17 protein-coding genes and 1 pseudogene are annotated in these 25,124 nt (G+C 71.9%); 9 read left to right on the top strand and 9 right to left on the bottom strand.

Annotated features, from left to right (window positions below; all coding sequences use genetic code 11):
* The 6 genes and pseudogenes from ABZ078_RS40555 to ABZ078_RS40580 form a co-directional block, all read right to left on the bottom strand.
* Window positions 1-300: pseudogene (locus ABZ078_RS40555) on the bottom strand (hypothetical protein); the annotation flags it as partial.
* An 85-nt stretch (window positions 301-385) separates the two neighbouring features.
* Complete coding sequence (locus tag ABZ078_RS40560; RefSeq protein ID WP_356583546.1) at window positions 386-1,243, bottom strand: SDR family NAD(P)-dependent oxidoreductase; 858 nt, start codon at window positions 1,241-1,243, stop codon at window positions 386-388.
* Entirely contained in the window at window positions 1,240-2,325 is a 1,086-nt protein-coding gene (locus ABZ078_RS40565) for a ketoacyl-ACP synthase III (protein WP_356583547.1), read from the bottom strand. The genes ABZ078_RS40560 and ABZ078_RS40565 overlap by 4 nt, the downstream gene beginning before the upstream one ends.
* Window positions 2,322-4,229 (bottom strand): acyl-CoA dehydrogenase, encoded by a 1,908-nt coding sequence (locus ABZ078_RS40570; protein ID WP_356583548.1) that lies wholly within the window; start codon window positions 4,227-4,229, stop codon window positions 2,322-2,324. Before ABZ078_RS40570 ends, ABZ078_RS40565 begins: the two co-directional genes overlap by 4 nt.
* 53 nt (window positions 4,230-4,282) lie before the next feature.
* A complete protein-coding gene (locus ABZ078_RS40575; RefSeq protein WP_356583549.1) occupies window positions 4,283-5,209 on the bottom strand; it encodes an acyltransferase domain-containing protein in 927 nt (308 codons plus the stop codon).
* A gap of 155 nt (window positions 5,210-5,364) precedes the next feature.
* Window positions 5,365-6,693, bottom strand: coding sequence for a hypothetical protein (locus ABZ078_RS40580; RefSeq protein ID WP_356583550.1), 1,329 nt, complete (start codon window positions 6,691-6,693; stop codon window positions 5,365-5,367).
* Between the two features lie 446 nt (window positions 6,694-7,139).
* Here ABZ078_RS40580 and ABZ078_RS40585 point away from each other — a divergent pair, with 446 nt between their 5' ends.
* From ABZ078_RS40585 to ABZ078_RS40605, 5 genes are all read left to right on the top strand, one after another.
* Entirely contained in the window at window positions 7,140-7,721 is a 582-nt protein-coding gene (locus tag ABZ078_RS40585) for a hypothetical protein (protein ID WP_356583551.1), read from the top strand.
* Between the two features lie 174 nt (window positions 7,722-7,895).
* Window positions 7,896-8,414 carry a hypothetical protein gene (locus ABZ078_RS40590; RefSeq protein ID WP_356583552.1) on the top strand — a complete coding sequence of 173 codons (519 nt, stop codon included), beginning with the start codon at window positions 7,896-7,898 and terminating at the stop codon, window positions 8,412-8,414.
* Between the two features lie 87 nt (window positions 8,415-8,501).
* Window positions 8,502-9,344, top strand: coding sequence for a DUF4097 family beta strand repeat-containing protein (locus ABZ078_RS40595; protein WP_356583553.1), 843 nt, complete (start codon window positions 8,502-8,504; stop codon window positions 9,342-9,344).
* Window positions 9,345-9,400: 56 nt separating this feature from the next.
* A complete protein-coding gene (locus ABZ078_RS40600) occupies window positions 9,401-10,402 on the top strand; it encodes an ATP-binding cassette domain-containing protein (protein ID WP_356583554.1) in 1,002 nt (333 codons plus the stop codon).
* The gene (locus ABZ078_RS40605) at window positions 10,399-11,217 is read left to right on the top strand and encodes an ABC transporter permease (protein ID WP_356583555.1); all 819 of its coding nucleotides are present in this window, start codon (window positions 10,399-10,401) and stop codon (window positions 11,215-11,217) included. Before ABZ078_RS40600 ends, ABZ078_RS40605 begins: the two co-directional genes overlap by 4 nt.
* 56 nt (window positions 11,218-11,273) lie before the next feature.
* Here the strand turns inward: ABZ078_RS40605 and ABZ078_RS40610 are convergent, their stop codons facing one another.
* Both ABZ078_RS40610 and ABZ078_RS40615 read right to left on the bottom strand, forming a co-directional pair.
* Window positions 11,274-15,179, bottom strand: coding sequence for a glycoside hydrolase family 2 TIM barrel-domain containing protein (locus ABZ078_RS40610; RefSeq protein WP_356583556.1), 3,906 nt, complete (start codon window positions 15,177-15,179; stop codon window positions 11,274-11,276).
* 214 nt (window positions 15,180-15,393) lie between these two features.
* On the bottom strand, window positions 15,394-17,283 hold the full coding sequence (locus tag ABZ078_RS40615) for an ABC transporter ATP-binding protein (protein WP_356583562.1): 1,890 nt from the start codon (window positions 17,281-17,283) through the stop codon (window positions 15,394-15,396).
* 159 nt (window positions 17,284-17,442) lie between these two features.
* On the opposite strand from ABZ078_RS40615, the gene ABZ078_RS40620 reads away from it, so the two are divergent.
* From ABZ078_RS40620 to ABZ078_RS40630, 3 genes are all read left to right on the top strand, one after another.
* Window positions 17,443-18,408, top strand: coding sequence for a lysylphosphatidylglycerol synthase domain-containing protein (locus tag ABZ078_RS40620; RefSeq protein ID WP_356583557.1), 966 nt, complete (start codon window positions 17,443-17,445; stop codon window positions 18,406-18,408).
* 45 nt (window positions 18,409-18,453) lie between these two features.
* Window positions 18,454-19,218 (top strand): crotonase/enoyl-CoA hydratase family protein, encoded by a 765-nt coding sequence (locus ABZ078_RS40625; protein ID WP_356583558.1) that lies wholly within the window; start codon window positions 18,454-18,456, stop codon window positions 19,216-19,218.
* 606 nt (window positions 19,219-19,824) lie between these two features.
* Window positions 19,825-20,919 (top strand): mechanosensitive ion channel family protein, encoded by a 1,095-nt coding sequence (locus tag ABZ078_RS40630; RefSeq protein ID WP_356583559.1) that lies wholly within the window; start codon window positions 19,825-19,827, stop codon window positions 20,917-20,919.
* A 26-nt stretch (window positions 20,920-20,945) separates the two neighbouring features.
* Here ABZ078_RS40630 and ABZ078_RS40635 read toward each other — a convergent pair whose 3' ends face one another.
* Window positions 20,946-22,517 carry a M1 family metallopeptidase gene (locus ABZ078_RS40635; RefSeq protein WP_356583560.1) on the bottom strand — a complete coding sequence of 524 codons (1,572 nt, stop codon included), beginning with the start codon at window positions 22,515-22,517 and terminating at the stop codon, window positions 20,946-20,948.
* 249 nt (window positions 22,518-22,766) lie between these two features.
* On the opposite strand from ABZ078_RS40635, the gene ABZ078_RS40640 reads away from it, so the two are divergent.
* Window positions 22,767-24,986 (top strand): NADP-dependent isocitrate dehydrogenase, encoded by a 2,220-nt coding sequence (locus ABZ078_RS40640; protein WP_356583561.1) that lies wholly within the window; start codon window positions 22,767-22,769, stop codon window positions 24,984-24,986.
* Window positions 24,987-25,124: the final 138 nt, after the last annotated feature.

Here is a 25,124-nt window from a genome sequence, read left to right on the forward strand (position 1 = left end):
CGACCGGCACATCGGTTGGCGGCCGTGCCCGGTAGGTGCTGTGCGGCAATCAGATGCGCGACTCGGGGGGAAAGCCGGTCCAGCGCAGTTCGGGGCGAGGGCGCCGGTGCCGGCTCCGGGAGTGGCGCGTCGGCGGCGTGCGATGCCGGTGCGGGTGCGTAGCCACTCGTCCGTGGTGTTCAGCGCGCCGGCGGCGATCACGTCGTCGTTCGCCAGGACGCGCGCCGGCAGGCAGCCGCCTGTCCCGGCGACCACGGCCGTGGTGCCGGTACCGGGCGCGCCGAAGGTGACAGGAGACATGGCAGCGGTCCTCCGGGGATGCGGGGTGCGGGGGTGGGGGGATGCGGGGTGCGGGGTGCGGGGATGCGGAGTGGGGTGACGGCGGTCAGGCCGCGAACGGCGAGGGCGGCTTGGGGATCCCCGCGAGACCGCCGTCCGGGACGGCGAGGCCGCCGTCGACCACGAGGGCGTGCCCGGTGACGAAGGAGGATGCCGGGGAGGCGAGGAACAGCGCCGCGGTGGCCACCTCAGCGGGCTCCGCCCAGCGGCCCATGGGGACGTGTGCCATCAGCCAGTCGGAGACCGCCGCCGTGCCGTACGCGAAGGACGTCATGTCGGTGCGCGTCCAGCCGGGGCACAAGGCGTTGACGCGGATGCCCTGCCGGGCCCAGCCGGCCGCGAGACTGCGGGCGAGCGAGACCTGGGCGGCCTTCGACGCCGCGTAGGACTCCATCAGCGGGGTGCCGACCAGCCCGGCGATGGACGACATCAGCACCACGCTCGCCTGCCGCGACTCCGTCAGGTACGGGTGGGTGGCGCGGCAGAGCGCCGCGGTGGCGTTGACGTTCACCGAGATGACGTCGTCCCATGCCTGCTGCGGCAGTTGCTGGAGTGGCAGCAGCGCGGGGGTGCCGTCCTCGGCGACGGGCAGCACGCCCGCGTTGTGCACCAGCACGTCGAGCCCGCCGAGCGCCGAGGCGGCGGCGTCGGCGACCCGCTGGGCGGACACGGACTGCGCCAGGTCGGCGGGAACGAGCACGCCCTTGCGACCATGCGCCTCCACCGCGCGTGCCGTTTCCTCCAGAGCGGCCTCGGTGCGGGCGGAAAGAGCCAGGTCCGCGCCCGCCTCGGCCAGGGCTTCGGCGACGGCGCGGCCGATTCCCCGGGAGGCTCCGGTGACGAGGGCTCGCGCCCCGGTGAGGTGGAAGGAGTCGAGGATGCTTCCGAGGTGGGATGTGGTCATGAGGTGGGCAGCCTTTCGTCGTCCGTGTCCGTTGGGGTGGGGGCGGTGTCGATGCCGACGGCGCGGGCGCCGCTCCAGTGCAGCAGGGCTGTCCCCCAGGTCATCCCGGCGCCGAAGACGGTGAGGAGCACCCGGTCGCCGGGGTGCAGCAGGTTGCGGGCGGCGGCCGTGGCCAGCGCGTACGGGGCGCTGGCGGCGCCGATGTTGCCGACCCTGTCGCCGATGACCACGAGGCGGTCCGCGGGCACGCCCACCTGCGCGGTGAGCCGGCGCAGAGCGGCGGGGTTGGGTTGATGGCAGGCCAGGCAGGCGATGTCCTCGACGGTCAGGCCGTTGCGGTGGAGCGCGTCGGCGACGATGCGCGGGAAGATCTCGTCCATGAAGTGGCTCACGGCTCGCCCGTCCATCCGGATCCGGTGACCGCCGCCGCGCAGGGTCCCCGGGTCGGCGGGCATGCGGCTGCCGCCCGCAGGGATGAGCACGTAGTCGGCGCGGTTGCCGTCGGAGCCGAGGGCGAAGTCCGTGAAGCCGTAGGAGTCCGGCACCGGGCCGAGGACGGTGGCGGCCGCGCCGTCGGCGAACAGGACGGAGGTGGCCCGGTCCGTGGGGTCGAGGAACTTGGAGTACGCCTCCACGCCCACCACGGCCGCGTAGCCGGGCCGTTCGGATCCGGCCAGCCAGTCGTGCGCGACCTTGGTGCCGAACAGCCAGCCGGAGCAGGCCGCGCTCACGTCCAGGGCGACTGCCCGTTGCGCGCCGAGCGCCGCCTGGATGCGGCAGGCGGTGGCGGGGCCCAGTTCGTCGGGGGTGGAGGTGGCGCAGATGAGCAGGGAGAGGTCGCCGGGCTCGATCCCGGCCGCCTCGGTGGCGGAGCGTACCGCGGCCGTGGCCAGGTCGGAGGCGGCCTGGTCGGGTGCGGCGACGTGCCGGGCGTGCACGCCGGTACGCTCGCTGATCCACTCGGGGCTCACCCCGGCGGCACGGGCGACCTCGCTGTTGCCGCGGACCCGCGGCGGGAGGTATCCGCCGAGGCCGAGGACGCCGATGCGGGGTCGGGATGCGCCGGTCGGGTGGGTGCTCATGCCGGGTCGCCTCCCGTCCGCCAGGCCAGTGCCCCGGCGAGCGCCTGCTGGTAGTCGGGCTCGCCGAGCGGAGCGGTCATCACCTCCTGGGGGTGGCCGAACGCCTCCTCCAGCAGCGGCAGTCGGGGCAGCAGCGCGTCACAGAGCCGGTCGGCGGCCTCCGGCAGCCGGGCGGCCTGCTCCCGGTCGAGCACGCCACAGGCCAGGAGCGAGCCGGCCCGGCGCCGCGCCGCCAGTACCCCGTGCAGGGCGGCCAGCGGCTCCAGCGTGGCCCGCAGCTCCGGGTCCCGTACGTCGGCCGGCACGCGGGCGGTGTCCTCGGCCGCCAGCCGCTCCGCGTATGCCTCGCCGAGTTCTCCCGCCCGGCCCAGCAGCGGGTTCCAGCAGTCGAAGTCACTGCCTGCCAGACGCTTCTGACGCTCCTTCAGCTCCTTGAGCTCAAGGGCCAGCGCGCGCTCGCGGGCCCGGCACACCGCGGCCCACCAGTCGGCGCCACCGGCCTCACCGGGTAGCTCCATGCTCGCGGGGCGCGGGTACTCCTCGGCGGCCAGGGCGCGGCCCAGGTCGAACAGGATCAGCTTGCAGTCGCCGCCGGCGGCTTCGAAGGCGCGGAAGAAGCCGTGGTAGCCCGGCAAGCGGTTCACATCGAGGTGCCCGGAAAAGCCGCAGTGGTCCTGGCAGTCGCCGACGACGCGAGCGGCCGTACGGACGGCGTGGGCCTTGTAGGCGGCCAGCGGGCGGCTGACGGCTGCCCAGGGACCGAAGGACATCGCGTCACCCGCCGCCGGGTCGCCCACCGCAAGGTCGTCCACCGCGAGGTCGTCCACCGCGCCTTGCGCCTCCTGGCGCATCGAGGCGGCCCACAGCTCCCGTGCCTGCCCGGCCGCGCAGGTCAGCGCGAAGGCGTCGGCGAACGCGCCGAGCACGGCGTGCTGTTGAGTGCGGTACTGGAGCAGCGGCACCCCGGGTGCCAGGCGTCCCTGAGTGGGGCGGTGCCGGGCGTAGCGCAGGGCCAGGAACGCGGACTGGCGGCTGACGGCAGCTGCGGCGGAGGGCAGGGTTCCCCACAGGCTCTGACCGACGCACAGGGTGCGCTGCAACCGGCGCTGCGGGGTGCCCAGCGGATCGTGGAAGGTGCCGTGCTCATCGATCGCGGCCGAGTCGCTCAGCCAGCGCTCGGCGGGCAACCGGAGCCGGTGGAAACGCACTTGGGCGTGGTCGAGCGGGAGCGTGCCGGTCTTCAGCGGGGAGGACATCTCCACCCCGGGCAGCGGCGTGCCGCGCTCGTCCGTCAGGTCGACGGCGAAGGCGAACACCCCGCAGTCGGTGCCGCGCACGGTCAGGCGGGCCAGGACGACGGCGATCTGGGCGCCGCCCGACGGGCCCGTGCTGCCGAACTTCGCGGCACCCGGGTCCGGGGTGTGGAGCACGAAGTCCCCGGTCCGCGGATCCCAGGCGGCCTCGGTACGGGTGGCCAGGTGGCTGTTGGCCGAGCCGACCTCGGTGATCAGGTAGCAGCCCTTCACGCGACCGGTCTCCAGCGCCTCGAAGACGTTCTTGAGCCGGTCGGGCTCCGGGCCGAGCATCACCAGTGAACCGAGGCACAGCTGGTAATGGATGAGGGCGGCCATGCTGAGCGCCGGGTCGGCGACCGCCGCCCACGCCTGCAGGGCGGCGAGCTTCGCCGGCTCCCGGTACAGGTCGCGGGCGGGCGGGAGCAGACGGGCCAGCCGACGCAGCCGCCGGACCGGCGCCTCGCCCGTACCCGTCCCGGGTTCGTCGGCCGGGACGAGCGCGACGCGTAGTTCCTCCAGGAAGGCCGGATCGCATGGCCCGTTGATGAGGCGGTCGAGTTCCGACCGGGCGGAGGGCGCACCGCGCCGCCGCGCTTGGGACACGTTCATGCAAGGACTCCGGATGACTGGATGACTTGATGCCGTCGGGGTGCCGGTACGGCTCACCAGGGGAAGGCCTCATCGGCCAGCGGGGCGTGCGCCGCGGGCGCCTCGCGCCCCAGTACGGCGCGGACGCTGCGGGTGAGCGAACCGCCGGTCCCGGTCTCGTAGAGGGCCGCCGGCCGATGGGTGGCGACTTGGCGCACGACCTGGGGGATGTGGGCGGGGCGTATCAGGCAGTCGGCCAGCCGCAGCGCGAAGTCGTCGTCGGGCCTGTGGGCGTGCCCGGCCACGGCGGAATAGATCACGCGGCGTGCCTCGTGCCGCGGATAGCGGCGCACGGCGGCGGCGAAGCGGTCTGCCTGCGCGCTCAAGCCCGGATGATGGGCCGCGTACGGCAGAGGCAGCCGCACCGCCCGCACCCCTGTCGCGACGGCCGACTCCTCGACTGCCGCCAACTGCGGCAGCGGGCCGCTGACCACGGTCTCGGCGTCGCTGTTGACGCAGGCCACCACCGCCCCGCCACCCGCGGCACGGGTCAGTGCCCGCGCCGCGTGCTCCCCGCAGGCCAGCAGCGTCAGCCCGCCGGGGCAGACGAACTGCACCACGGCCAGGTCATGCGCGATCCGGGCGCCGTCGGCAAGGCTGTGGACACCCGCGGCGGTGAGCGCGGGGATCTCCCCGAAGCTCACCCCCAGCACGGCCCGGGGTTCACCGTGCCGGCTCTCCAGCGCCCGATGCGCCGTGAGGCACGCCCCGTACATGAACAGGTGCGGCAGACCGGTACCGGCGCGCGCCAGGTCACGGCCACGCGGTGGCTCCGGGCCGAGGAGCCAGGGCCCCAGCGGTCGCAGCCCCCGCTCGACTGCCACGGCGTCGACTGCGGCGAAGACCTCGTCCGCGGCAGACCGCACGCGCTTGTGCGCCGTGACCGCGCGCAGCAGCGGGGCCACCGGAAAGTCCCCCTGGCCGGGGAAGAGATGCACCACCCCACGATCTTCACCAGGGTGCTTGTCCTGGTTGCCCTGCCTGTGCGCCGATTCTTTCTCCATGTCTGCCCGACTGCCCCGCCAACCGAAGGTGTGTGGCGCGCTGTGCCGCCGGATGTGTGGAAACTATGCGGCGGTTCAACTTCCGTATCGGGCTACCGCACTGCCTCCGGTGTCTGCCGGAGGCGGCGCATCAGCTGCCGGACGACAGGGGAACGGCGATAGGGCACCAGTTCGCGTGTCAGCCGCTTCAGCGCGTTGCGCGCCTGCTCGGAATGGATCGCCACGGCAAGGTCCGCAGCGGCGCCGGCCGCGGAGCAGCTCTCCTCCAGTTCTCCGGCCGCCAGCAGGGTGCTCGCCATCTGGCAGTGCGTCAGCATCCGGCCCCGGCAGTCGCTGTCCGCGCGCAGGTCCAGCGACGTACGCCAGGCGCGGAGCGCGCCCTCCAGGTCACCGAGAGCACGCAGTGTCTGCCCCTGCTGGTAGACGAGCGCCGCCCTCGGGTAGCTGTCGAACGGCCCGGACCGCGCGCCTTCGGAATCGGACAGTGCCGCCCGCTCCAGAGCGCGCTCCGCCGCGTTCAGGGCGGTCAGCGCGTCACGGCGGCTGCCGGCCGCGGCATGCGCGACCCCGCTCTGTGCCAGCACGAACGCCCGCGTGTGCCACGGCACCCCGGCAAGACCGACGGCCTGCGCACCCTGCGCCGCCTGAACCGCCGCCGCCACATGCCCGAGCAGGCACGCGCGTTCGCTCATCCCGCGCAGAGCCAGTGCCCAGGTCACCGGGTCACGGGCAGCGGCGGCGAGGCCCATCGCGTGCTCCAGACACAGCTGGGCCGCGCCGTTGCGCCCGGCGTCGCCGCTCATCCGTGCCGCCAGGTAGGCGAGCCGGGCGGCGCCGCACAGCACCGCGCCGTGCCTGTCCCGGGAAGGGCGGGAGGGGTACAGCCTCGTCACGTCATGGCCCACGTAGGCAAGCAGCGCCCGGCGGGCGTGAACTCCGCCGAAGGAGTCGATCGAGGCCGCGAAAAACCGTTCCACAGCCTGCAGTTCCCGAAGTTCGAACGGCGGTGCCATCTCCCCGGGATCGTCTGCGCCCACACCGTCCGGACGTGCGTACGGCCAGCCCGGGACGGCGACGGAGGCAACGCGGAAGGGACGCCCCTCACCGCGCCCGGACAACATCATCAACGAGTCCTGGGCGAGGCGTTCCAGCGCCACGACCGGGTGCGCAACGGCACTTCGCGGATCCGGCACCGGAAGACGCTCGGGCGGAAAGCCCGCTTCTTCGGCGCCAACCGGCCGTCCCAGCCGCCGGGCGAGTGCCTCCACGACAAAAAGCCGCGCCGCCTGCCGCGGGAGCGCGCCCGCGAGCCAGTGGCCCACCGCGGTGCGGTCGTAGTAGAGGGCGACGCCCGCCTCCGCCCCGACGGCCTTGACCGCCCGCGCAAGGGCCTCCTGCGTCCAGCCGGCCTCGGAGATCAAAGCCCGCAGGCGGGTGTTCGGCCGAGACCGACGCTGGTCCGACGCAACCACGGCCCCCTCCAGTGCTTGCCCCGACACCAGCGTCCATGCCGCTGTCACATGCATGCAGCGGCGCACGGCGGCACACCGAGGGCGCACACGGAACCACAAACGGAAGGCACTGATTCGCTGGTCGTGAGGCACCCGGCGCGATGTGCTCCGTACGGAGGAAATCGCCGTGCGCTCCCGCCGCGCACGGCCGCGGCCGGGGACAAGCCCAGCATGAACGACCCCCTCGACCACCTCATCGCCGAAACCGCGCGCGCGGCGCTCGGAGGAACCGCGACCAGCCGCCGCCCGTTCCCTTCGGTACAACCCCACACGTATCTCGCGTGTCTCAGATCCTGCTGCACACGCACAACGACACACATGGGCCCAGAGCCCAGGGGGGAACCGAATTGAGAACCATGGCACGAGTCACGCTGGCCTGTCTCATAGGCGCCGGGATGGCAGTCACCGCCGGCGGGACCGCCCAGGCCGCCCAGGCCGCCCAGGCCGCTCCGGCGGCGGAGGGCGGATCCAAGCCGGTCAGGACTGTCGAGAAGGGCTACGCCCTGTCCTGCAGCGGGCAGTCAGCAGGTGTCACCGTCACGGTGGATCTGTACCAGAACTCCGCGTTCGGCTCGCACGCCGGTCTGTCGGTCGAGACGCCGCAGGGGGAATACGGCGGCGGATTCGGACCGGAGGGCACCGCGCTGTTCTCCGGCGGGACGATCGCGGCCGGCATCCCGGTCAGGAAGCTGGACGACACGGCCGAACCGGCGGGCGACGCCGTCATCAGCGGCACGTACGCGGCCGCGGGCCGACCCAAGCCCGTACACGAGGTCATCGAGGACCCGGCGGGCCACTACGTGATCACCAAGGGCACCCACACCCCGCTTCGGACGGTCGCCGCGGTGGACGTGCTCGGCCAGAGGGTCCCGCTGTCCTGCTCCACCGCCTTCGCGTTCGACCTGACCGTATGGCGGCTGACTCCCGCTGAGTCCTGAGGGACGGCATCACACGGCATCGAGTGGCACCGCTTGGCATCATCCGGTGCCATCTGGAGCCACTCGATGCCGTCTCTGCATTTCCGCAGGTCAGAGCCGCATCCCTCATCACCAGCCCTCGCATAACGCCACCAAGACTTGCATGTGGCGCCACAACGGTGCCATGATGGCGCCATGGACCTCACCCCGTATGTCGACGCCCTCCGCCGTGAACTCGCGGTGGCTGCCGAAGCCGGTGGCGACGAAGCCCGCGCGCTGGCCGAGAGGCTCACCGCTCCGCTGGAGTCGGCGACCCGGCTGACCATGCTCAACGTGCTCTCCGCCGCGATGGACGAGATCACCCGTGAACTCGCCCCCGGCTCGGTCGACGTACGGCTGCGCGGGCTGGACCCCGACTTCGTGGTGACACCGCCGCCCGTCGACGCCGGCGCCCCCGCGGAGCCTGCCGCGCCCGTCGAACCGTTCAGGACCCCGGCCCCGGCCGACGGCGACGAGGGTGGCACCGCCCGCGTCAACCTGCGCCTGCCGGCCCATCTCAAGGCCCGCGCCGAGGAGGCCGCGAGCCGCGAGGGCCTGTCGGTCAACGCGTGGCTGGTGCGGGCCGTGTCGGCCGCGGTCGACGGCGGCGCCCGGCCGCGTACGACGCAGAAGACCCAGACCGTCGGACAGAGCTTCACGGGCTGGGTGCGCTAGCCGCGCCCCCGCCCGCACCGCACCACTTCACCCACACCACGTCCCACCAGCGGGGACGCCCCACAGACTCAAGAGGACGGGACAGCCATGCCTTCTTTCGACACCCCCGAAGCGATCTCGGTCATGGCCCGCGTGGAAGCCGGTTCCCTTCAGTTCACCGCGGGCAACCGCGTCGACACCGTCGTCGAGGTGCGGCCGCGCGACCCGAAGAAGGACCTGGACGTGCGGACGGCCGACCAGACCGAGGTCAGTTGTGCGAACGGCCTACTGACCGTCAGGACACCCAAGACCAACCTGTTCGGCCGCACCGGCACCGTCGACGTCACGGTCGAACTGCCCACGGGCTCACACATCGACATGACCGGCGCCTGGACCCAGGTGCTCGGTGAGGGCCGGCTCGGCGAGGTCCGTGTGAAGACCTCGTCCGGGGACGCCCGTTTCGACACCACCGGCCCTCTGCGTCTGACCGCGTCGCACGGCTCGATCACCGTGGACCGGGTCGAGGGCATGGCCGAGATCACCACCAGCTCCGGCAGCCTACGCGTCGGTGTCATCGACGGCCCCGCCGTCCTGAAGAACTCGCATGGCACGACAACCGTCGGCGCCGCGACCGGCGAGCTGCGGGTGCACGGCGCCAACGGAGACATCGAAATCCGGCGCGCGGAGGACTCGGTCACCGCCACCACCGCCCACGGCACCCTACGCGTGGACGATGTGGCCCGCGGCACCGTCCAGTTGGAGACCAGCTACGGCGCCATCGACGTCGGCATCCGCGAGGGCACCGCCGCCTGGCTCGACGTCAGCTCGAACTCCGGCCAGGTACGCAACACGCTCACCGCGTCCGAGGCCCCCGAGCAGACCGAGGACACCGTCAAGGTCCGCGCCCGCACCAAGTACGGCAACATCGACGTCCGCCGCGCCCGGGCCTGAGCGGCACCACCTCGACCGACCCCCCCTACGACTCATGCCTTCTAACGGAGGGCCACATGCCTTCATCTGTCATGCCCACGTCCAGTCGGCCCAGCGGTCCGCAGCATCCCGCCGCCGTCTCCACCGTCGCTCTGCGCAAGTCGTACGGCGACAAGACCGTCCTCGACGGCATCGACCTGCGTATCCCGGCCGGGTCCGTGTTCGCGCTGCTCGGACCCAACGGCGCCGGCAAGACCACCGTCGTGAAGATCCTGTCCACGCTCATCACCGCCGACGGCGGACAAGCCCAGGTCGCGGGCCACGATCTCGCCACCGACCCGCAGGCCGTGCGTGCCGCGATCGGGGTCACCGGGCAGTTCTCCGCCGTCGACGGGCTGATCACCGGCGAGGAGAACATGCTCCTCATGGCGGACCTGCACCACCTGTCCAAGCGCGAGGGACGGCGCGTCACCGCCGGGCTGCTGGAGCGGTTCGACCTCGTCGACGCCGCGAAGAAGCCCGCCCAGAGCTACTCCGGCGGCATGAAGCGCCGCCTCGACATCGCCATGACCCTCGTCGGCAACCCGCGGATCATCTTCCTCGACGAGCCGACCACCGGCCTGGACCCGCGCTCCCGCCACAGCATGTGGCAGATCGTCCGCGAACTCGTCTCCGACGGCGTCACCGTCTTCCTCACCACCCAGTACCTGGAGGAGGCCGACCAACTCGCCGACCGCATCGCCGTGCTCAACGACGGCAGGATCGCCGCCGAGGGCACCGCCGAGGAGCTGAAACGGCTCATCCCCGGCGGACACGTCCGGCTGCGCTTCTCCGACCCGGACGCGTACCGCGGGGCCGCCTCCGCGCTGCGCGAGGTCACCCGGGACGACGAGGCGCTGGCGCTGCGGATCCCCAGCGACGGCAGCCAGCGCGAGCTGCGCTCCCTCCTCGACTGGCTGGACTCCGTCGGCATCGAGGCGGACGAGCTGACCGTGCACACCCCCGACCTCGACGACGTGTTCTTCGCCCTGACCGGCGGCACCGACCAGCCGAACCAGCCCAAGGAGGCCGTCCGATGAGCACTCCCCTGACTCCCACCCGCCCGACCCGGATCTCCCTCGCCGTGCGTGACTCGTCCACGATGCTGCGCCGCAACCTGCTGCACGCGCGGCGCTACCCGTCCCTGACGCTGAACCTGCTGTTCACGCCGGTCGTGCTGCTCCTGCTGTTCGTCTACATCTTCGGCGATGTGATGAGCGCCGGTCTCGGGGCCGGCGATGCCGATCGGTCCGAGTACCTCGCGTATCTGGTCCCGGGCATCCTGATGCTGACCATCGGCGGCACCACCATCGGCAGCGCGGTGTCCGTCTCCAACGACATGACCGAGGGCGTCATCGCCCGCTTCCGCACGATGGCCATCCACCGCGGGTCGGTACTCATCGGGCACGTCGTCGGCAGCGTGCTGCAGTGCGTGATGAGCGTGGTCCTCGTCGGGGCCGTCGCCGTGGCGATCGGCTTCCGGTCCACGGACGCGACCGCCCTGGAGTGGCTGGCGGCGTTCGGGCTGCTGGCGCTCGTCTCCGTGGCGCTCACCTGGATCGCGGTCGGGATGGGCCTGTCCAGCCCGAACGCCGAGGCGGCCAGCAACAACGCCCTGCCGCTGATGGTCCTGCCGCTCCTCTCCAGCGCCTTCGTGCCGGTCGACGCGATGCCGGGCTGGTTCCAGCCGGTCGCCGAGTACCAGCCGTTCACCCCGGCCATCGAGACGCTGCGGGGGCTGCTGCTCGGCAGCGAGATCGGCCACAACGGGTGGCTGGCCGTGGCCTGGTGCGTGGGGTTGGCCGGGCTCGGCTACGTCTGGTCCACGTCACTGTTCAACCGCGACCCCAAGTAGCCTCCGGTCGTGCGCACGGGGTCCCGGCGATGTGCCGGGACCCCGGTCGCGTCGGGTCACTCCACCGCGGTGGGCCTGCGTGACGCCGCCATCGCCTCGCCGGCGTCGGACAGCGGGCGCAGCCGGTAGGTGTAGGAGTAGTCGCGGTCGGCGAACAGCTTGTACTCGTCGTGCGTGTGCGCGCCCCAGCTGTTGTCGCCGCCGACGCCCATCTGCCGGTGGCTCACACGCAGGACGACCTGATCGCGCGGGTCGATCTGGTAGTCGTGGCGCACGCCTCCGGACAGGTCCTCGGGGGTGACGTACGAGGCGTTGACCTCCAGCAGCCCGTCGCCGGAGACGAGCAGGCCGTGGCCGCCGCGGTCGGTGAGGGCGGCCCAGCGGACGTCGGTCTTGTTGCCGTTCTCCTGCGGGCGGATGTAGGGGGTCCACTGGTCGGCGACGGTCCCGGAGTACAGGCCGACGTCGGTGCCGTTGTTGCGGTCCCAGTGGTTCTCCTCGGGGCCGCGGCCGTAGTAGTGCAGGCGGTCCAGGCGGCGCGGCAGGAACAGCAGGGTGCCGACCTCGGGAATGTACGGCAGGTTCGACGCGCCCGGGTGCAGCGTGTTGTCGACCTTGATCTCGCCGTTGCCGAAGACCGTGTACGTGGTGGAGTACGACGACTCGGTGGTGGTCGGCAGGGTGCCGCTGACCTTGATCTCGACGGCCCGGTCGCGCAGGGCGCGCACGGTGACGTCGGTGACCTTGCGGTTGGTGCCCGCGTCGCGCCAGGTCTGGTTGCGGGTGTGCTGGCCGTTGCCCTTGTCGTTGTCGGTGGGGGCACGCCAGAAGTTCGGCACCGGGCCGGAGGTGAGCAGCCGGGTGCCCGCGGCCTCGTACGAGGTGATGACGCCGCTGCGCTTGTCGACGGTGACGGAGAAACCGCGGCCGGTCACGGTGACGGACTCCGCGCCGTCGTCGTACCGCAGGGCCGGGACGCGCGCGAGCGGCACCGGCGTCACGGCGGGGCTGCCCGCGTCGACGGGGAGCTGCTGCCGGGCCACCTCGAAGCCGGCCCTCGCCCACTTCGTGGACTCCCTGGTGGTGAAGGAGAGTTCGAGGAAGTACTCGGTGCCGGGCGCCGGGTGGGCGGGCAGCCGGAGCGGCACGGTGATGTCCTTGCTGGACAGCGGTGGCACGTCCAGCTGAGCGCGGGTCAGTTTCCCTCGCTGTACGGCCTTTCCGTCGGCGACCAGGGACCAGCGGCCGTCGAACTCGCGGAGGTTGGTGAAGAGGTTCTCGTTGCTGAGGGTGACCGCGCCGGGGCCGCCGCCCGAGGCGCGGGAGACGTTGATCGCCTGGTAGATCCGCTTGACCTCGGCGGCCTTGCCGGTGTGGCCGCGGTCGGCGGTGACGATGCCGTCCGCGACGAAGTTCCCGTCGTTGGGGTTGTCGCCCCAGTCACCGCCGTAGGCGAGGAACCGCTTCTCGCGCGGCCGCTTCTCGGTGAGGCCGACGGTGGCGGCGTCGAACCAGAACCGCACGCCGTCGCCGCCCGGTCCGCGCCCGTCGGAGGCGAGTTCGGCGGCGCTCAGGGCACGGGCGTACACGCGCGCCCGGCGGATGGTGCCGCTGAACTCCCGGGTCCAGTTGTCCACGTCGGTGGCGAGCGCGAGGGGCGCGGTGTTGCTGCTCGGGCGCCGGGTGGTGGTCCGGGTGGCGCGGGCCGTCCCGTCGACGTAGAGGGTCACCGTGCCCGCGTCCGCGTCGAAGACGCCCGCGATGTGGTGCTCACGGCCGGTCCAGTCGTCCGGCAGCGCCCAGCTCGCGGTGACCCACTGGCCGCCGCCGTGGATGAAGAACTCCAGGTTCCTGTCGGTCTGCTTCAGGGCGTACTGGGTGTCGCCCTTGGCGATGATCGGCTGGTGGTAGCCGGTCACGTGCGGGGTGACCCATGCCTCCAGGGTCAGCGAACCGGTGAGGTCCAGTCGGGCGTCGCGGGCGAAGACCGTACCGCCGAAGACCCCCTTGGCGCGGTCGAAGGTGCCGCTCGGGGCGAGGATCTCACCGCGCAGCCGCCCCGGGCCCTGCTCGGTGAACCGCTTGCGCGTCGGTGTCGGCCAGTACAGGGCCTGGTCGACGAAGTCCCAGATCCAGCCGCCCTGCAGAACGTCGTAGCGGCGGACCAGGTCCCAGTACTTCTTGAAGTTGCCGTTGGAGTTCCCCATCGCGTGGGAGTACTCGATCATCACGTACGGCCGCTTGTCGTTCGTGTCCTTCGCGCGGACCTCGACGCGCTGAGGGGTGTCGTACATCTCGGAGCGGATGTCGCTGATGCCCGGGCGGTCGTCGCCCTCGTACTGGATGACGCGGGTGGTGTCGTAGGACTTGATCCAGTCGTACATGGCGTTGAAGGTGGTGCCGCCGCCCGCCTCGTTGCCGAGGGACCAGATGACCACCGAGGCGTGGTTCTTGTCGCGGTGGACCATGTTCTTGGCGCGGGCCACGCACGCCTTGGTCCACTCGGGGTGGTTGCCCGGGTACTCGTTACGGACGCCGTGGGTCTCGACGTTGGCCTCGTCGACGAGGTACAGGCCGTACTCGTCGGCGAGTTCCAGCCACAGCGGGTTGTTGGGGTAGTGCGAGGTGCGGACGCTGTTGATGTTCATCCGCTTGCAGATCTCGATGTCCTCGACCATGTCCGCACGGGTGAGGGCGATGCCGCGCTCGGGGTGCATCTCGTGCCGGTTGGTGCCGCGGAAGGAGACGGGCTTGCCGTTGATGCGCATCAGGCCGTCCTTGAGCGCGAACTCGCGCAAGCCCACGCGGTGCGAGAGGGTCTCGATGACCCGGCCCGCGGGGTCGCGCAGGCACAGGACGGCGGTGTAGAGGTTCGGGTGCTCGGCCGACCACAGCTTCGGCGCGGGTACGGCCCTGGCGGCCTCGGCGGTGGCCTCCTCGCCGGCCGGGACGTCCACGGGCTGTTGCAACGGGCGTGACCAGACGGGGTGGCCGTCGGCGTCGTACAGCATGGTGTCGACGGTGTACCGGCCGCCGTCGCCGCCGCCGTAGTCGCGCACGCTCGCCGTGACCTTCAGCTCGGCTGCCTTGTAGTCGTCGCTCAGCGGCGTGTCCAGCCTGAAGTCGCGCAGGTGCACGGACGGTGTGGAGTACAGGTAGACCGAGCGGAAGATGCCGCTCAGCCGGATCATGTCCTGGTCCTCCAGCCATTCACCGTCCGAGTAGCGGTACACCTCGACCGCGATCTGGTTGGTGCCGGGCCTGAGGTGGTCGGTGATGTCGTACTCGGCGGGCGTGAAGGAGTCCTCGTGGTAGCCCACGAGTGTGCCGTTGATCCACACGTAGTGGGCCGACTTGACGCCCTCGAAGTGCAGGAACGTGCGCCGTCCCGACCAGTCGCGGGGGACGGTGAAGGTGCGCCGGTACTGGCCGACCGGGTTGTAGCGGGTCGGGGCGGCCGGGGGCCGCGGCTCCTCGCCGAGGCCGTTGGGGCCCCACCAGGGGTAGGTGATGTTGACGTAGATCGGGAAGTCGTAGCCGTGCAGTTGCCAGGCGGACGGGACCGGGATGCTGTCCCAGTCGCTGTCGTCGACGTCGGTGCGGTGGAAGTCGGTGTCCCGGTCGTCGGGCCGGTCCGCGTAGGCGAACTTCCACTTCCCGTCGAGGCTCAGCCGGTACGGCGACTTCGTGCGGTCGGCGTCGAGCGCCTGTCTGACGTCCGCGTACGGCATGAGCGTGGTGTGGGGCGGCTGGGTGCCGATCTGGAAGACATCGATGCGGCCGTTCCACTCCGGGGAGCCGGCCGGCGCGTCGGCCCCGTCGGCCGCGCGGGCCATGGCGGAGGGTCCGGAGAGGGCGAGCGCGCCGAGGACGGCGGCTCCCCCCTCCAGAAGACGGCGGCGGCTGACCGGCACACCCGGGGAGCGGGTCGGACCGACGGGAGACAGGGGGGAGTTCGGCATCGACGGGGGCCTTCCTCTGGACGACAGTGCGGCGCTGCACGGCTGTGAGGGAGCGTCAGTTCCTGTGCGGTGCTGTTGGGAAACCGAACGCACACTAGGTTGTGAACCAAGGGGAAGCAACGATCCTGTCGAGGTTTGTGTGTTCGTGATAGGTACGGCTGTCGACCTTGGCCGAATACCGACCCCCTCGTCGCGCTGCCGCGCGTCGGCGGGTTCACGCCGCCGCCCCGACCTCCGGGAACTCACCGGGCCGCTCCTCGAACTGGGTCCGGTACAGCTCGGCGTAGCGGCCACCGGCCGCCAACAGCTCCTCGTGCGTGCCGCGTTCGACGATCCGCCCGGCCTCGACGACCAGGATCAGGTCGGCCGCCCGCACGGTGGACAGCCGGTGCGCGATCACCACGGCGGTCCTGCCCTCCAGCGCCTCGGTGAGCGCCTCCTGGACGGCGGCCTCGGAGGTGTTGTCGAGATGGGCGGTGGCCTCGTCGAGGATGACGACGCGCTGACGGGCCAGCAGCAGCCGGGCGATGGTCATCCGCTGGCGTTCACCGCCGGAGAGGCGGTAGCCGCGCTCGCCGACCACGGTGTCGAGGCCGTCGGGCAGGGACCGTACGAGGTCGTCGAGGCGGGAGCGGCGCAGCGCGTCCCAGAGTTCGGCGTCGTCGGCGCCGGGGCGGGCGAGCAGTAGGTTGGCGCGGACGGTGTCGTGGAAGAGGTGGCCGTCCTGGGTGACCATGCCGAGGGTGGCGCGCAGGGAGGCGGCGCTCAGGTCGCGGACGTCGACGCCGCCGATCCGCACGGCGCCCTCGTCGACGTCGTACAGCCGCGGGAGCAGTTGGGCGACGGTCGACTTGCCCGCGCCGGACGAGCCTACGAGGGCGATGGTGTGCCCTGGTTCGGCGCGGAAGGAGATGCCGTGCAGCACCTCGGCGCCGCCGCGCGTGTCGAGGGTCGCGACCTCCTCCAGGGACGCGAGGGAGACCTTGTCGGCGGCGGGGTAGCCGAAGCGGACGTTGTCGAACTCCACGGACACCGGGCCGTCGGGGACCTTCGTCGCGTCGGGCCTCTCCTCGATCAGCGGCTTGAGGTCGAGCACCTCGAAGACCCGCTCGAAGCTGACGAGGGCGCTCATGACCTCGACGCGGGCGCCGGCGAGCGCGGTGAGCGGGGCGTACATCCGGGTCAGGAGCAGCGCCAGCGAGACGACGGCGCCGGGCTCCAGCGTGCCGCGCAGGGCGAACCAGCCGCCGAGGCCGTAGACCAGGGCGAGGGCCAGGGCGGAGACCAGGGTGAGGGCGGTGATGAACACCGACTGGGCGGTGGCGGTCCGTACGCCGATGTCCGCGACGCGGCGGGCCCGGGCCGCGAACTCCTCCGACTCCTCCTCGGGGCGCCCGAACAGCTTGACGAGGGTGGCGCCGGGCGCGGAGAAGCGTTCGGTCATGCGGGTGCCCATCGCCGCGTTGAGCGTGGCCGCCTCCCGCTGCATGCGGGCCATGCGATGACCCATGCGCCGGGCCGGGATCACGAACACCGGGAGCAGGACGAGGGCGAGCAGGGTGATCTGCCAGGACAGGGTGAGCATGACGGCGAGGGTGAGCAGCAGCGTGACGAGGTTGCTGACCACTCCGGACAGGGTGTTGCTGAAGGCGCGCTGCGCGCCGATCACGTCGTTGTTGAGACGGGAGACCAGCGCTCCCGTACGAGTACGTGTGAAGAACGCGACCGGCATGCGCTGCACATGATCGAACACAGCCGTCCGCAGATCGAGGATGAGTCCCTCCCCGAGCGTCGCCGACAGACGCCTCGCGAGGATCCCGAGCACCGCCTCCGCCACCGCGATCAGGGCGATCAGCAGGGCCAGACGGACGACCGTGCCCTCGTCGCCGCCCGTCACGATCGTGTCGACGACGTGTCCGGCGAGTACGGGCGTCGCGACGGCGAGAAGCGCGGTCATCACCCCGAGCACGACGAAGAACGCGATCCTCTTGCGGTGCGGGCGGGCGAACGCGCCGATGCGGCGCAGCGTGGCGCGGGCGAACGGGCGGCGCTCCCGCTCGGCGTTCATGACACTGTGCAGCTGGGTCCAGGCTGTGGTTTCCATGCTCATGGGAAGGAACGTAGAACCTCAAGCTTTGTTGAGGTCAACAGCGTCGGTATCGGCGGGTTCGCGGTGATCGGGATCCGTCCGCAGCCGGTCCGTAAGACGCCGTCCCCGCTGCCGCAACCCGCCGTTGTGGCGGCGCGGAGAGCCTCTGCGGGTGTGACAGCCCTACGACTCCCCGCGGGACGCCTGCTCCGGCGGGTCCCGCTCCGCCGGATCCTGTGCCTGCTCCCGCTCGTCCTCGTCGCCGTGGTGGCGGTGCGGCACCGGTCCGTGCTCGCCGAGGGCATCGGCCATCTGGCGACGGCCCAGTGGCCGTGGCTGCTCGCCGCGGCCTGCGTCACCTGTCTGACCTGGGTCGCGGCGGCGGTGACCCGGCAGGGGGCCGTGGTCGACCGGCTGCCCGGACTGCGGCTGGTCGTCACCCAGTTCGCGGCCGGCGCGGCCAACCACCTGCTGCCCACCGGGCTGGGCGCGAGCGCGGTCAACCTGCGCTTCATGACGGTGTGCGGCCTGCCGCTCGCCCGCTCCTCGGCCGCGCTGGCGCTGTATCTGCTGGCGGAGAGCGTGGCCCGGGTCGGCCTGCTGGCCGCGTTGCTCATCGCGTTCCCCGACGCGCTGCGGCTCGGGCCGCTGCTGCCGGAGGGAGCCAGGGGCCCGCTGCTGCTGGCCCTCGGGGCGGCGGCGGTCGTGGGAGTGGCCGCCTTCGCCTTCGTACGCCGGCTGCGCGCCGCCGTGCTGTCGTTCCTGCGCACCGCGCTGGGCGAGGCACGCTCGGTGCACACTCGTCCGTCCCGGGCGCTGGCGTTGTGGGGCGGCTCGCTGGCCTTTCCCGTGCTACAGGCTTCGGGGCTCGTGCTGGTGGGGTTCGCCCTGGGCCTCGACGTGCCGCCGGTCCACATGGCGCTCGCGTATCTGGCGGCGACCGTCGCCGTCGCCCTGGTGCCCACGCCGGGCGGGCTGGGCTCGGTCGATGCGGCGCTGGTCGTGGCGCTGGTGGCGGTGGGCGGCCCGGTGGCGGTGGTGACGGCGGTGGTGCTGGCGTACCGGATCATCACGGTGTGGCTTCCGCTGCTGCCGGGGGCGTTGACGCTGGGGGCGCTGGTGCGCTGGAAGGTCATCTGACGGGTCAGTAACGTGCGGGCTCCACCCACGGAAAGGGGCCCCGCCATGCCGGTCCGCGTCGAGCGTCAGGGACACGTCACCACTGTCGTCCTCTCCCGCCCCGAGGTCCGCAACGCGGTCGACGGCCCCGCGGCGGCCGAACTGGCCGCCGCCTTCCGCGGGTTCGAGGCGGACGACGAGGCGCGGGTGGCGGTGCTGTGGGGTGAGGGCGGCACGTTCTGCGCGGGCGCCGACCTCAAGGCGCTCGGCGGCGAGCGGGGCAACCAGGTCACCGAGGAGGGCGACGGTCCGATGGGGCCGACGCGGCTGCGGCTGTCGAAGCCGGTGATCGCCGCGGTGGCCGGACACGCCGTGGCCGGGGGCCTGGAACTGGCGTTGTGGTGCGATCTGCGGGTGGCCGAGGAGGACGCCGTCTTCGGGGTGTTCTGCCGTCGCTGGGGCGTGCCGCTCATCGACGGCGGCACGGTACGGCTGCCGCGGCTGATCGGCACGAGCCGTGCCCTGGACCTGGTCCTGACCGGACGGCCGGTCCCGGCGAGCGAGGCCCACGCCATCGGACTCGCCAACCGCGTGGTGCCGAGGGGACGCGCCCGCGCCGAGGCGGAGGAGCTGGCCGCCACGATCGCCCGGTTCCCGCAGGCCTGCCTGCGCGCCGACCGCGCGTCCGTGCTGGACCAGGAGGGCCTGGACGAAGGGGCGGCGCTTCGGGGCGAACTCCGGTATGGCATGGGCGTGTTGGCGGAGAGCCTGGAGGGCGCGGCACGGTTCGCCTCCGGGGCAGGGCGGCACGGCTCGTTCGGGGACGCGTGAGGGCCGGGTTCGGTGTCGGTGGTGCCGGCAGTGCCGGCGAGGGAGACGCGGGGCCGCAGACGGACGTCGTGGGCGCGGAACGCAGGCGCTTCAGGCGAACGCCACCGACCGCATCGGGTCCACGCACCCCTGCCGCCCGTGGCACTCGGCGCCCTCCAGCCGGCCGAAGTCCTCGACCGCACCGCCCGTTCGGCATTCTCCACGGCCGTCGCGGCCACCGACCGGCGGCCCGGCAGCGGCCGGCCACGTCCGGCACAGGGATCGACTTCTGCCCCTGGTGCCCAGGGGCGTGCGCGGCGGAAAACGGCCCCCGGGCGGCGCGCGCGAGCGCCGAGTGAGCCTCGAAGAGGGGTCGTTCGGCCCTCCGTGTCGTCCCGGCATTCAGGAGAGAATGCCCGAAAGCGACCGATGAGGCCGTCCGGCCGACGATCCTGGCACGAACACGTGTACCCGATACGGCAGGATGAGCCCTCGCGCCGGTCTCGGGGGACGGGTGACCGGCGCGACGGCACATCGCGGAAATCGAGCAGGTGACAACGTGACGAGACTCCCCATCCGGCCGTCGGCGAAGGGATTCGCCGCAACTCTTCCTTCCGGGGGTGACCGGTGAACCGAGCGCTCACTGTGGACGACCTGGTCGTCGCCGGGATCGCGCTGGCGGCGGGGCTGCTTGCGGCCTTCCTGCTGCGGATGCTGCTGCGCTGGCTGGGCAAGCACGCCGACCGCACCCGCTGGAGCGGCGACGACGTCATCGTGGCGGCGCTGCGGACGGTGGTGCCCTGGGCGGCGTTCCTCGGCGGCGCGGCCTCCGCGGGCGCGGCGCTGCCGCTGACCCCCACGGTCCAGCACAACGTCAACCAGACCCTGACCGTGCTGTTCATCTTCGTCGTGACGCTGGCGGTGGCCCGCGGCGTCGCCGGGCTCATGCGGACGGTCACCCAGTCCCGCCCCGGCGTCGCCGGATCGGCCACCATCTTCGTCAACATCACCCGGATCCTGGTCCTGGCCATCGGCTTCCTGGTGGTGCTGCAGACCCTGGGCATCTCCATAGCGCCCCTGCTCACCGCCCTGGGCGTCGGCGGTCTGGCGGTCGCCCTGGCGCTGCAGGACACGCTCGCGAACCTCTTCGCGGGCATCCACATCCTCGCCTCCAAGACCGTCCAGCCCGGCGACTACATCCGGCTGAGCAGCGGTGAGGAGGGCTACGTCGAGGACATCAACTGGCGCCAGACCACGGTCCGCAACCTGTCCAACAACCTGGTCGTCATCCCCAACGGGGAACTCGCGAAGACCAACATGACCAACTTCATGCGTCCCGAGGAGCAGTTGACGATCCTGCTCCAGGTCGGCGTCGCCTACGACAGCGACCTGGACCACGTCGAGCGGGTGACGAACGAGGTCATCGGCGAGGTGATGACCGAGGTCGAGGGGGCGGTACCGGACCACGAGCCGATCATCCGCTTCCACACCTTCGGCGACTCGCGGATCGGTTTCACGGTCATCCTGGGCGTCGGCGAGTTCAGCGACCAGTACCGGATCAAGCACGAGTTCATCAAGCGCCTGCACCGCCGCTACCGCCTGGAGGGCATCCGCATCCCCGCGCCCACGCGGACGGTGGCCATCCAGCAGGGGGCGGTGGCGATCCCGCAGCAGCGCGGCCCCGAGGAGGCGGACGAGATCACCCCCGTCCGCCTCGACTGACGTACCTCCACCGGCCCGGCCGGTGCCTACAGGGTGGCCGAGTTGTCGTGGTAGTGGCCGCCCCGCCGGCTGTGCGGCGCGACGAGCGACGGGTTCACCGGGGTGACCGTCCAGTCCGGATGCCCGGGCATCCGCGGCGTCTTCGTGCCGTACAGCCAGTCCCGCAGGAATCCGGACACATCCTGGCCCGAGACCTCCGAGGCGACGGCGATGTAATCCGCCGTCGAGGCCGAGCGGTTGCGGTACCGGGCGAGGAAGGCGCGTTCCAGGGCGCTGAAGGCGTCCTCGCCGACGAGGTTGCGCAGCGCGTACAGGACCAGGACACCACCGAGGTAGCGCTGGGGCTCGAACAGGTTGACCGCGTTAGGCGCCGCGACCGGGCCCCAGTCGCGGCGCCACTGGTCGCCGCGCGCGTAGGTGTCCTTCATCCGGGCTTCCATGGTGGTCATGCCGAGGGAGTCGGGCCAGCCGCGCTCGTAGCGGTAGAGCAGTCCGTAGAAGTCGGCGTGGCCCTCGTTCAGCCACAGGTCGGCCCAGGTGGCGGGGCTGACGCTGTTGCCGAAGTAGGAGTGGACCAGCTCGTGCATCATGTGCGAGCCGATCTTCTTCTCCTCCTGGAGCAGGTAGTTCGGCTTGTAGAGGGTGAGGGTCTGGGTCTCCAGACCGGTGAAGTCGAAGGCGTCCGGGGCGTCGGAGTTGCAGGGCAGCAGTCCGTACGTCTCGAAGGGGTACGCCCCGAGCCGCGCCTCCACCCACTCCACCAGCCGTGGTGTCAGCGCGAGCGCCGGTTCGAGCGCCTCGGCCCGCGCGGTCGGGACGACGTCCCGCAGCGGGAGCCCGTGCGGGCCCTGCCGGTCCTTGACCACGTAGTCGCCGACCGTGATCTGCACCAGCTCGGTGGCCATGGGCTCGCGTGAGCGGTACGTGTACGCCGTGCGGCCGCCTTCCAGGCTCTCGGCGCGCACGAGCAGACCGGTCGCCACGCCGCGCAGGCCGTCCGGGACGGTGAGGCGGAAGGAGAAGTCGGCCTTGTCGGAGGGGTGGTCGTTGCAGGGGAAGACGGTGTGGGCGGAGTTCGGCTGGCAGCACACCGCGAACCCGTCCGGCGTGTCGACCCAGCCGGTGTGGGGCAGATCACGGCGCGGGTCCGCCGTGTACGTGACGCGGACGGTGACCGGGCACTTGGCGGGGAGGGTCCGTGCGGGCGTGACGCGCAGCTTCTCGTCCACCTGCTCGTACGTCGCCTCGCGGCCGCCGACGCGGACCGCGCGGACGTCCAGGCCGAGGGCGTCGAGGGAGAGGCGGGACAGGGCCCGGGTGGTGCGGATCCTCAGGGTCGCGGTGGCGTCGACGGTCCGGGTGGCGGGGTCGTAGGCGAAGTCGAGGTGGTAGGCCGCGACGCGGTAGCCGTCGTTGCCGAGGGCCGGGAAGACGGGGTCGCCGAGGGTCTCGGGGCCGGGCGTGCCGGAGGTCCTGGCGGCCGACGTCCCCGTGGTCCGGGTCGTCGGCGTCGCGTGGGCGGTGGGCGCGCCGGCCAGGACGGCCGCGCTGCCGATCAGGGCGGCCGCGGGGGCCGTCACTCGGGTGCGATATCTCATGGTCCGCCTTCGCTCGGGCGGCCGGGTGGTCAGGACCGGCCGCCGGATCGGTGATCTCCGGATCGGTGATCTCCCTACATGACTGCCTCAGCGGCCCGTCAGGTTGCACGGAGGCAGTGCCTCCTCTTGCTCCGGACGCGGCGGACCGGCCCGCGTCCGGCCGGCTGTGTGCGGACCCCTGTCGAGTACGGGTCGATCACGAGATATCTTGATGTCGAGCAATGTTGCAGACGTGGAGCGGAGCACCCGGTGACTGACTCGACCATCATCTATACGCACACTGACGAGGCCCCGGCCCTGGCGACGTATTCCTTCCTGCCGGTGGTCCAGGCGTACGCCTCGCAGGCGGGTGTCGCCGTGGAGACGCGGGACATCTCGCTGGCCGGCCGCATCATCGCGGTGTTCCCGGAGTACCTGACCGAGGACCAGCGCATCCCGGACCACCTCGCCGAGCTCGGTGAGCTCGCCAAGACGCCCGCGGCCAACATCGTCAAGCTGCCGAACATCTCAGCGTCGATCCCGCAGCTCAAGGCCGCGATCGCCGAGCTGCAGGGCCAGGGCTACGCGCTGCCGAACTACCCGGACGACCCGAAGACCGACGAGGAGCGGGAGATCCAGGCCCGCTACGACAAGGTCAAGGGCTCCGCCGTGAACCCGGTCCTGCGTGAGGGCAACTCCGACCGCCGCGCCCCCGCCTCGGTCAAGAACTACGCCAAGACCCACCCGCACCGCATGGGCGCCTGGACCGCCGAGTCCAAGACGAACGTGGCGACCATGGGCCAGAACGACTTCCGCTCCACCGAGAAGTCCGTCGTGATCTCCGAGGCCGGCGCGCTGAAGATCGAGCTGGTCGCCGAGGACGGTTCCACCACCGTCCTGCGCGAGTCCGTACCGGTCCTTCAGGGCGAGGTCGTCGACGCCTCCGTGATGCGCGTGGCCGCGCTGCGCGAGTTCCTCACGGCGCAGGTCGCCCGCGCCAAGGAGGAGGGCGTCCTGTTCTCCGTGCACCTCAAGGCCACGATGATGAAGGTCTCCGACCCGATCGTCTTCGGCCACGTGGTGCGCGCCTTCTTCCCGAAGACCTTCGAGCGGTACGGCGAGGCCCTCGCCGCCGCCGGTCTGTCCCCGAACGACGGTCTGGGCGGCATCCTCAAGGGCCTGGACGCGCTGCCGAACGGCGCCGAGATCAAGGCGTCCTTCGACGCCGAGCTCGCCGAGGGCCCGGCGCTGGCCATGGTCGACTCCGACAAGGGCATCACCAACCTGCACGTGCCGTCCGACGTGATCGTGGACGCCTCGATGCCGGCCATGATCCGCACCTCCGGCCACATGTGGGGCCCGGACGGCCAGGAGGCCGACACCCTGGCGGTGCTGCCGGACTCCTCGTACGCCGGTGTCTACCAGGCCGTGATCGAGGACTGCCGCGCGAACGGCGCCTACGACCCGTCGACCATGGGCTCGGTCCCGAACGTCGGCCTCATGGCGCAGAAGGCGGAGGAGTACGGCTCCCACGACAAGACCTTCGAGATCAAGGCCGCCGGTACGGTCCGCCTGGTCGACCAGGCCGGCAACGTGCTGATCGAGCAGCCGGTCGCCGAGGGCGACATCTTCCGCGCCTGCCAGACCAAGGACGCGCCGATCAAGGACTGGGTGAAGCTGGCCGTCACCCGCGCCCGCGCCACCGGCGACCCGGCCGTCTTCTGGCTGGACGAGACCCGCGCGCACGACGCCAACCTGATCGCCAAGGTCAACGCGTACCTGGCGGAGCACGACACCGAGGGCCTGGACATCCGCATCCTGCCGCCGGTCGAGGCCACCAAGCTGTCCGTGGAGCGCATCCGCCGCGGCGAGAACACCATCTCGGTGACCGGCAACGTCCTGCGCGACTACCTGACCGACCTCTTCCCGATCCTGGAGCTGGGCACCAGCGCCAAGATGCTGTCGGTCGTCCCGCTGATGGCGGGCGGCGGCCTGTTCGAGACGGGCGCCGGCGGCAGCGCGCCGAAGCACGTCCAGCAGCTGGTCAAGGAGAACTACCTGCGCTGGGACTCCCTCGGTGAGTTCTTCGCGCTGGTGCCGTCCCTGGAGCAGTACGCGACGGCCACCGGCAACACCCGCGCGAAGGTCCTCGCGGACACGCTGGACCGCGCCACGGCGACCTTCCTCAACGAGGACAAGTCCCCGACCCGTCGCGTCGGCGGCATCGACAACCGCGGCAGCCACTTCTACCTGTCCCTGTACTGGGCGCAGGAGCTGGCCCAGCAGACCGACGACGCGGACCTGGCCAAGGCGTTCGCCCCGCTCGCCGAGGCGCTCACCGCGAACGAGCAGAAGATCGTCGACGAGCTGATCGCCGTCCAGGGCCAGTCGGCCGACATCGGCGGCTACTACCAGCCCGACCCGGCCAAGGCGGCCGCGGTCATGCGCCCGTCGGCCACCTGGAACGAGGCGCTCGCGTCCCTGAGCTGACACGAGTGCCCCTGACGGGGACCGAGGGTCCCGACAGGGCCGTATGAGCACCCCGCCCCGGCCGGCGCATCGCCCGGCCGGGGCGCTCGCCTCTCTGCTGGCCGGTCATGTGCTCGGGGACGTCTCCTACGACGATCT

Source organism: Streptomyces sp. NPDC006385, assembly GCF_040612485.1.
In the GTDB taxonomy this organism is placed as follows: Bacteria; Actinomycetota; Actinomycetes; order Streptomycetales; family Streptomycetaceae; genus Streptomyces.

Bases quoted from the DNA above. Each gene is read 5' to 3' on its own strand.
- ABZ078_RS40560 (WP_356583546.1), bottom strand. From the start codon at position 1,243: ATGACCACATCCCACCTCGGAAGCATCCTCGACTCCTTCCACCTCACC.
- ABZ078_RS40565 (WP_356583547.1), bottom strand. From the start codon at position 2,325: ATGAGCACCCACCCGACCGGCGCATCCCGACCCCGCATCGGCGTCCTC.
- ABZ078_RS40570 (WP_356583548.1), bottom strand. From the start codon at position 4,229: ATGAACGTGTCCCAAGCGCGGCGGCGCGGTGCGCCCTCCGCCCGGTCG.
- ABZ078_RS40585 (WP_356583551.1), top strand. From the start codon at position 7,140: ATGGCACGAGTCACGCTGGCCTGTCTCATAGGCGCCGGGATGGCAGTC.
- ABZ078_RS40590 (WP_356583552.1), top strand. From the start codon at position 7,896: ATGGACCTCACCCCGTATGTCGACGCCCTCCGCCGTGAACTCGCGGTG.
- ABZ078_RS40595 (WP_356583553.1), top strand. From the start codon at position 8,502: ATGCCTTCTTTCGACACCCCCGAAGCGATCTCGGTCATGGCCCGCGTG.
- ABZ078_RS40600 (WP_356583554.1), top strand. From the start codon at position 9,401: ATGCCTTCATCTGTCATGCCCACGTCCAGTCGGCCCAGCGGTCCGCAG.
- ABZ078_RS40605 (WP_356583555.1), top strand. From the start codon at position 10,399: ATGAGCACTCCCCTGACTCCCACCCGCCCGACCCGGATCTCCCTCGCC.
- ABZ078_RS40610 (WP_356583556.1), bottom strand. From the start codon at position 15,179: ATGCCGAACTCCCCCCTGTCTCCCGTCGGTCCGACCCGCTCCCCGGGT.
- ABZ078_RS40615 (WP_356583562.1), bottom strand. From the start codon at position 17,283: ATGGAAACCACAGCCTGGACCCAGCTGCACAGTGTCATGAACGCCGAG.
- ABZ078_RS40625 (WP_356583558.1), top strand. From the start codon at position 18,454: ATGCCGGTCCGCGTCGAGCGTCAGGGACACGTCACCACTGTCGTCCTC.
- ABZ078_RS40635 (WP_356583560.1), bottom strand. From the start codon at position 22,517: ATGAGATATCGCACCCGAGTGACGGCCCCCGCGGCCGCCCTGATCGGC.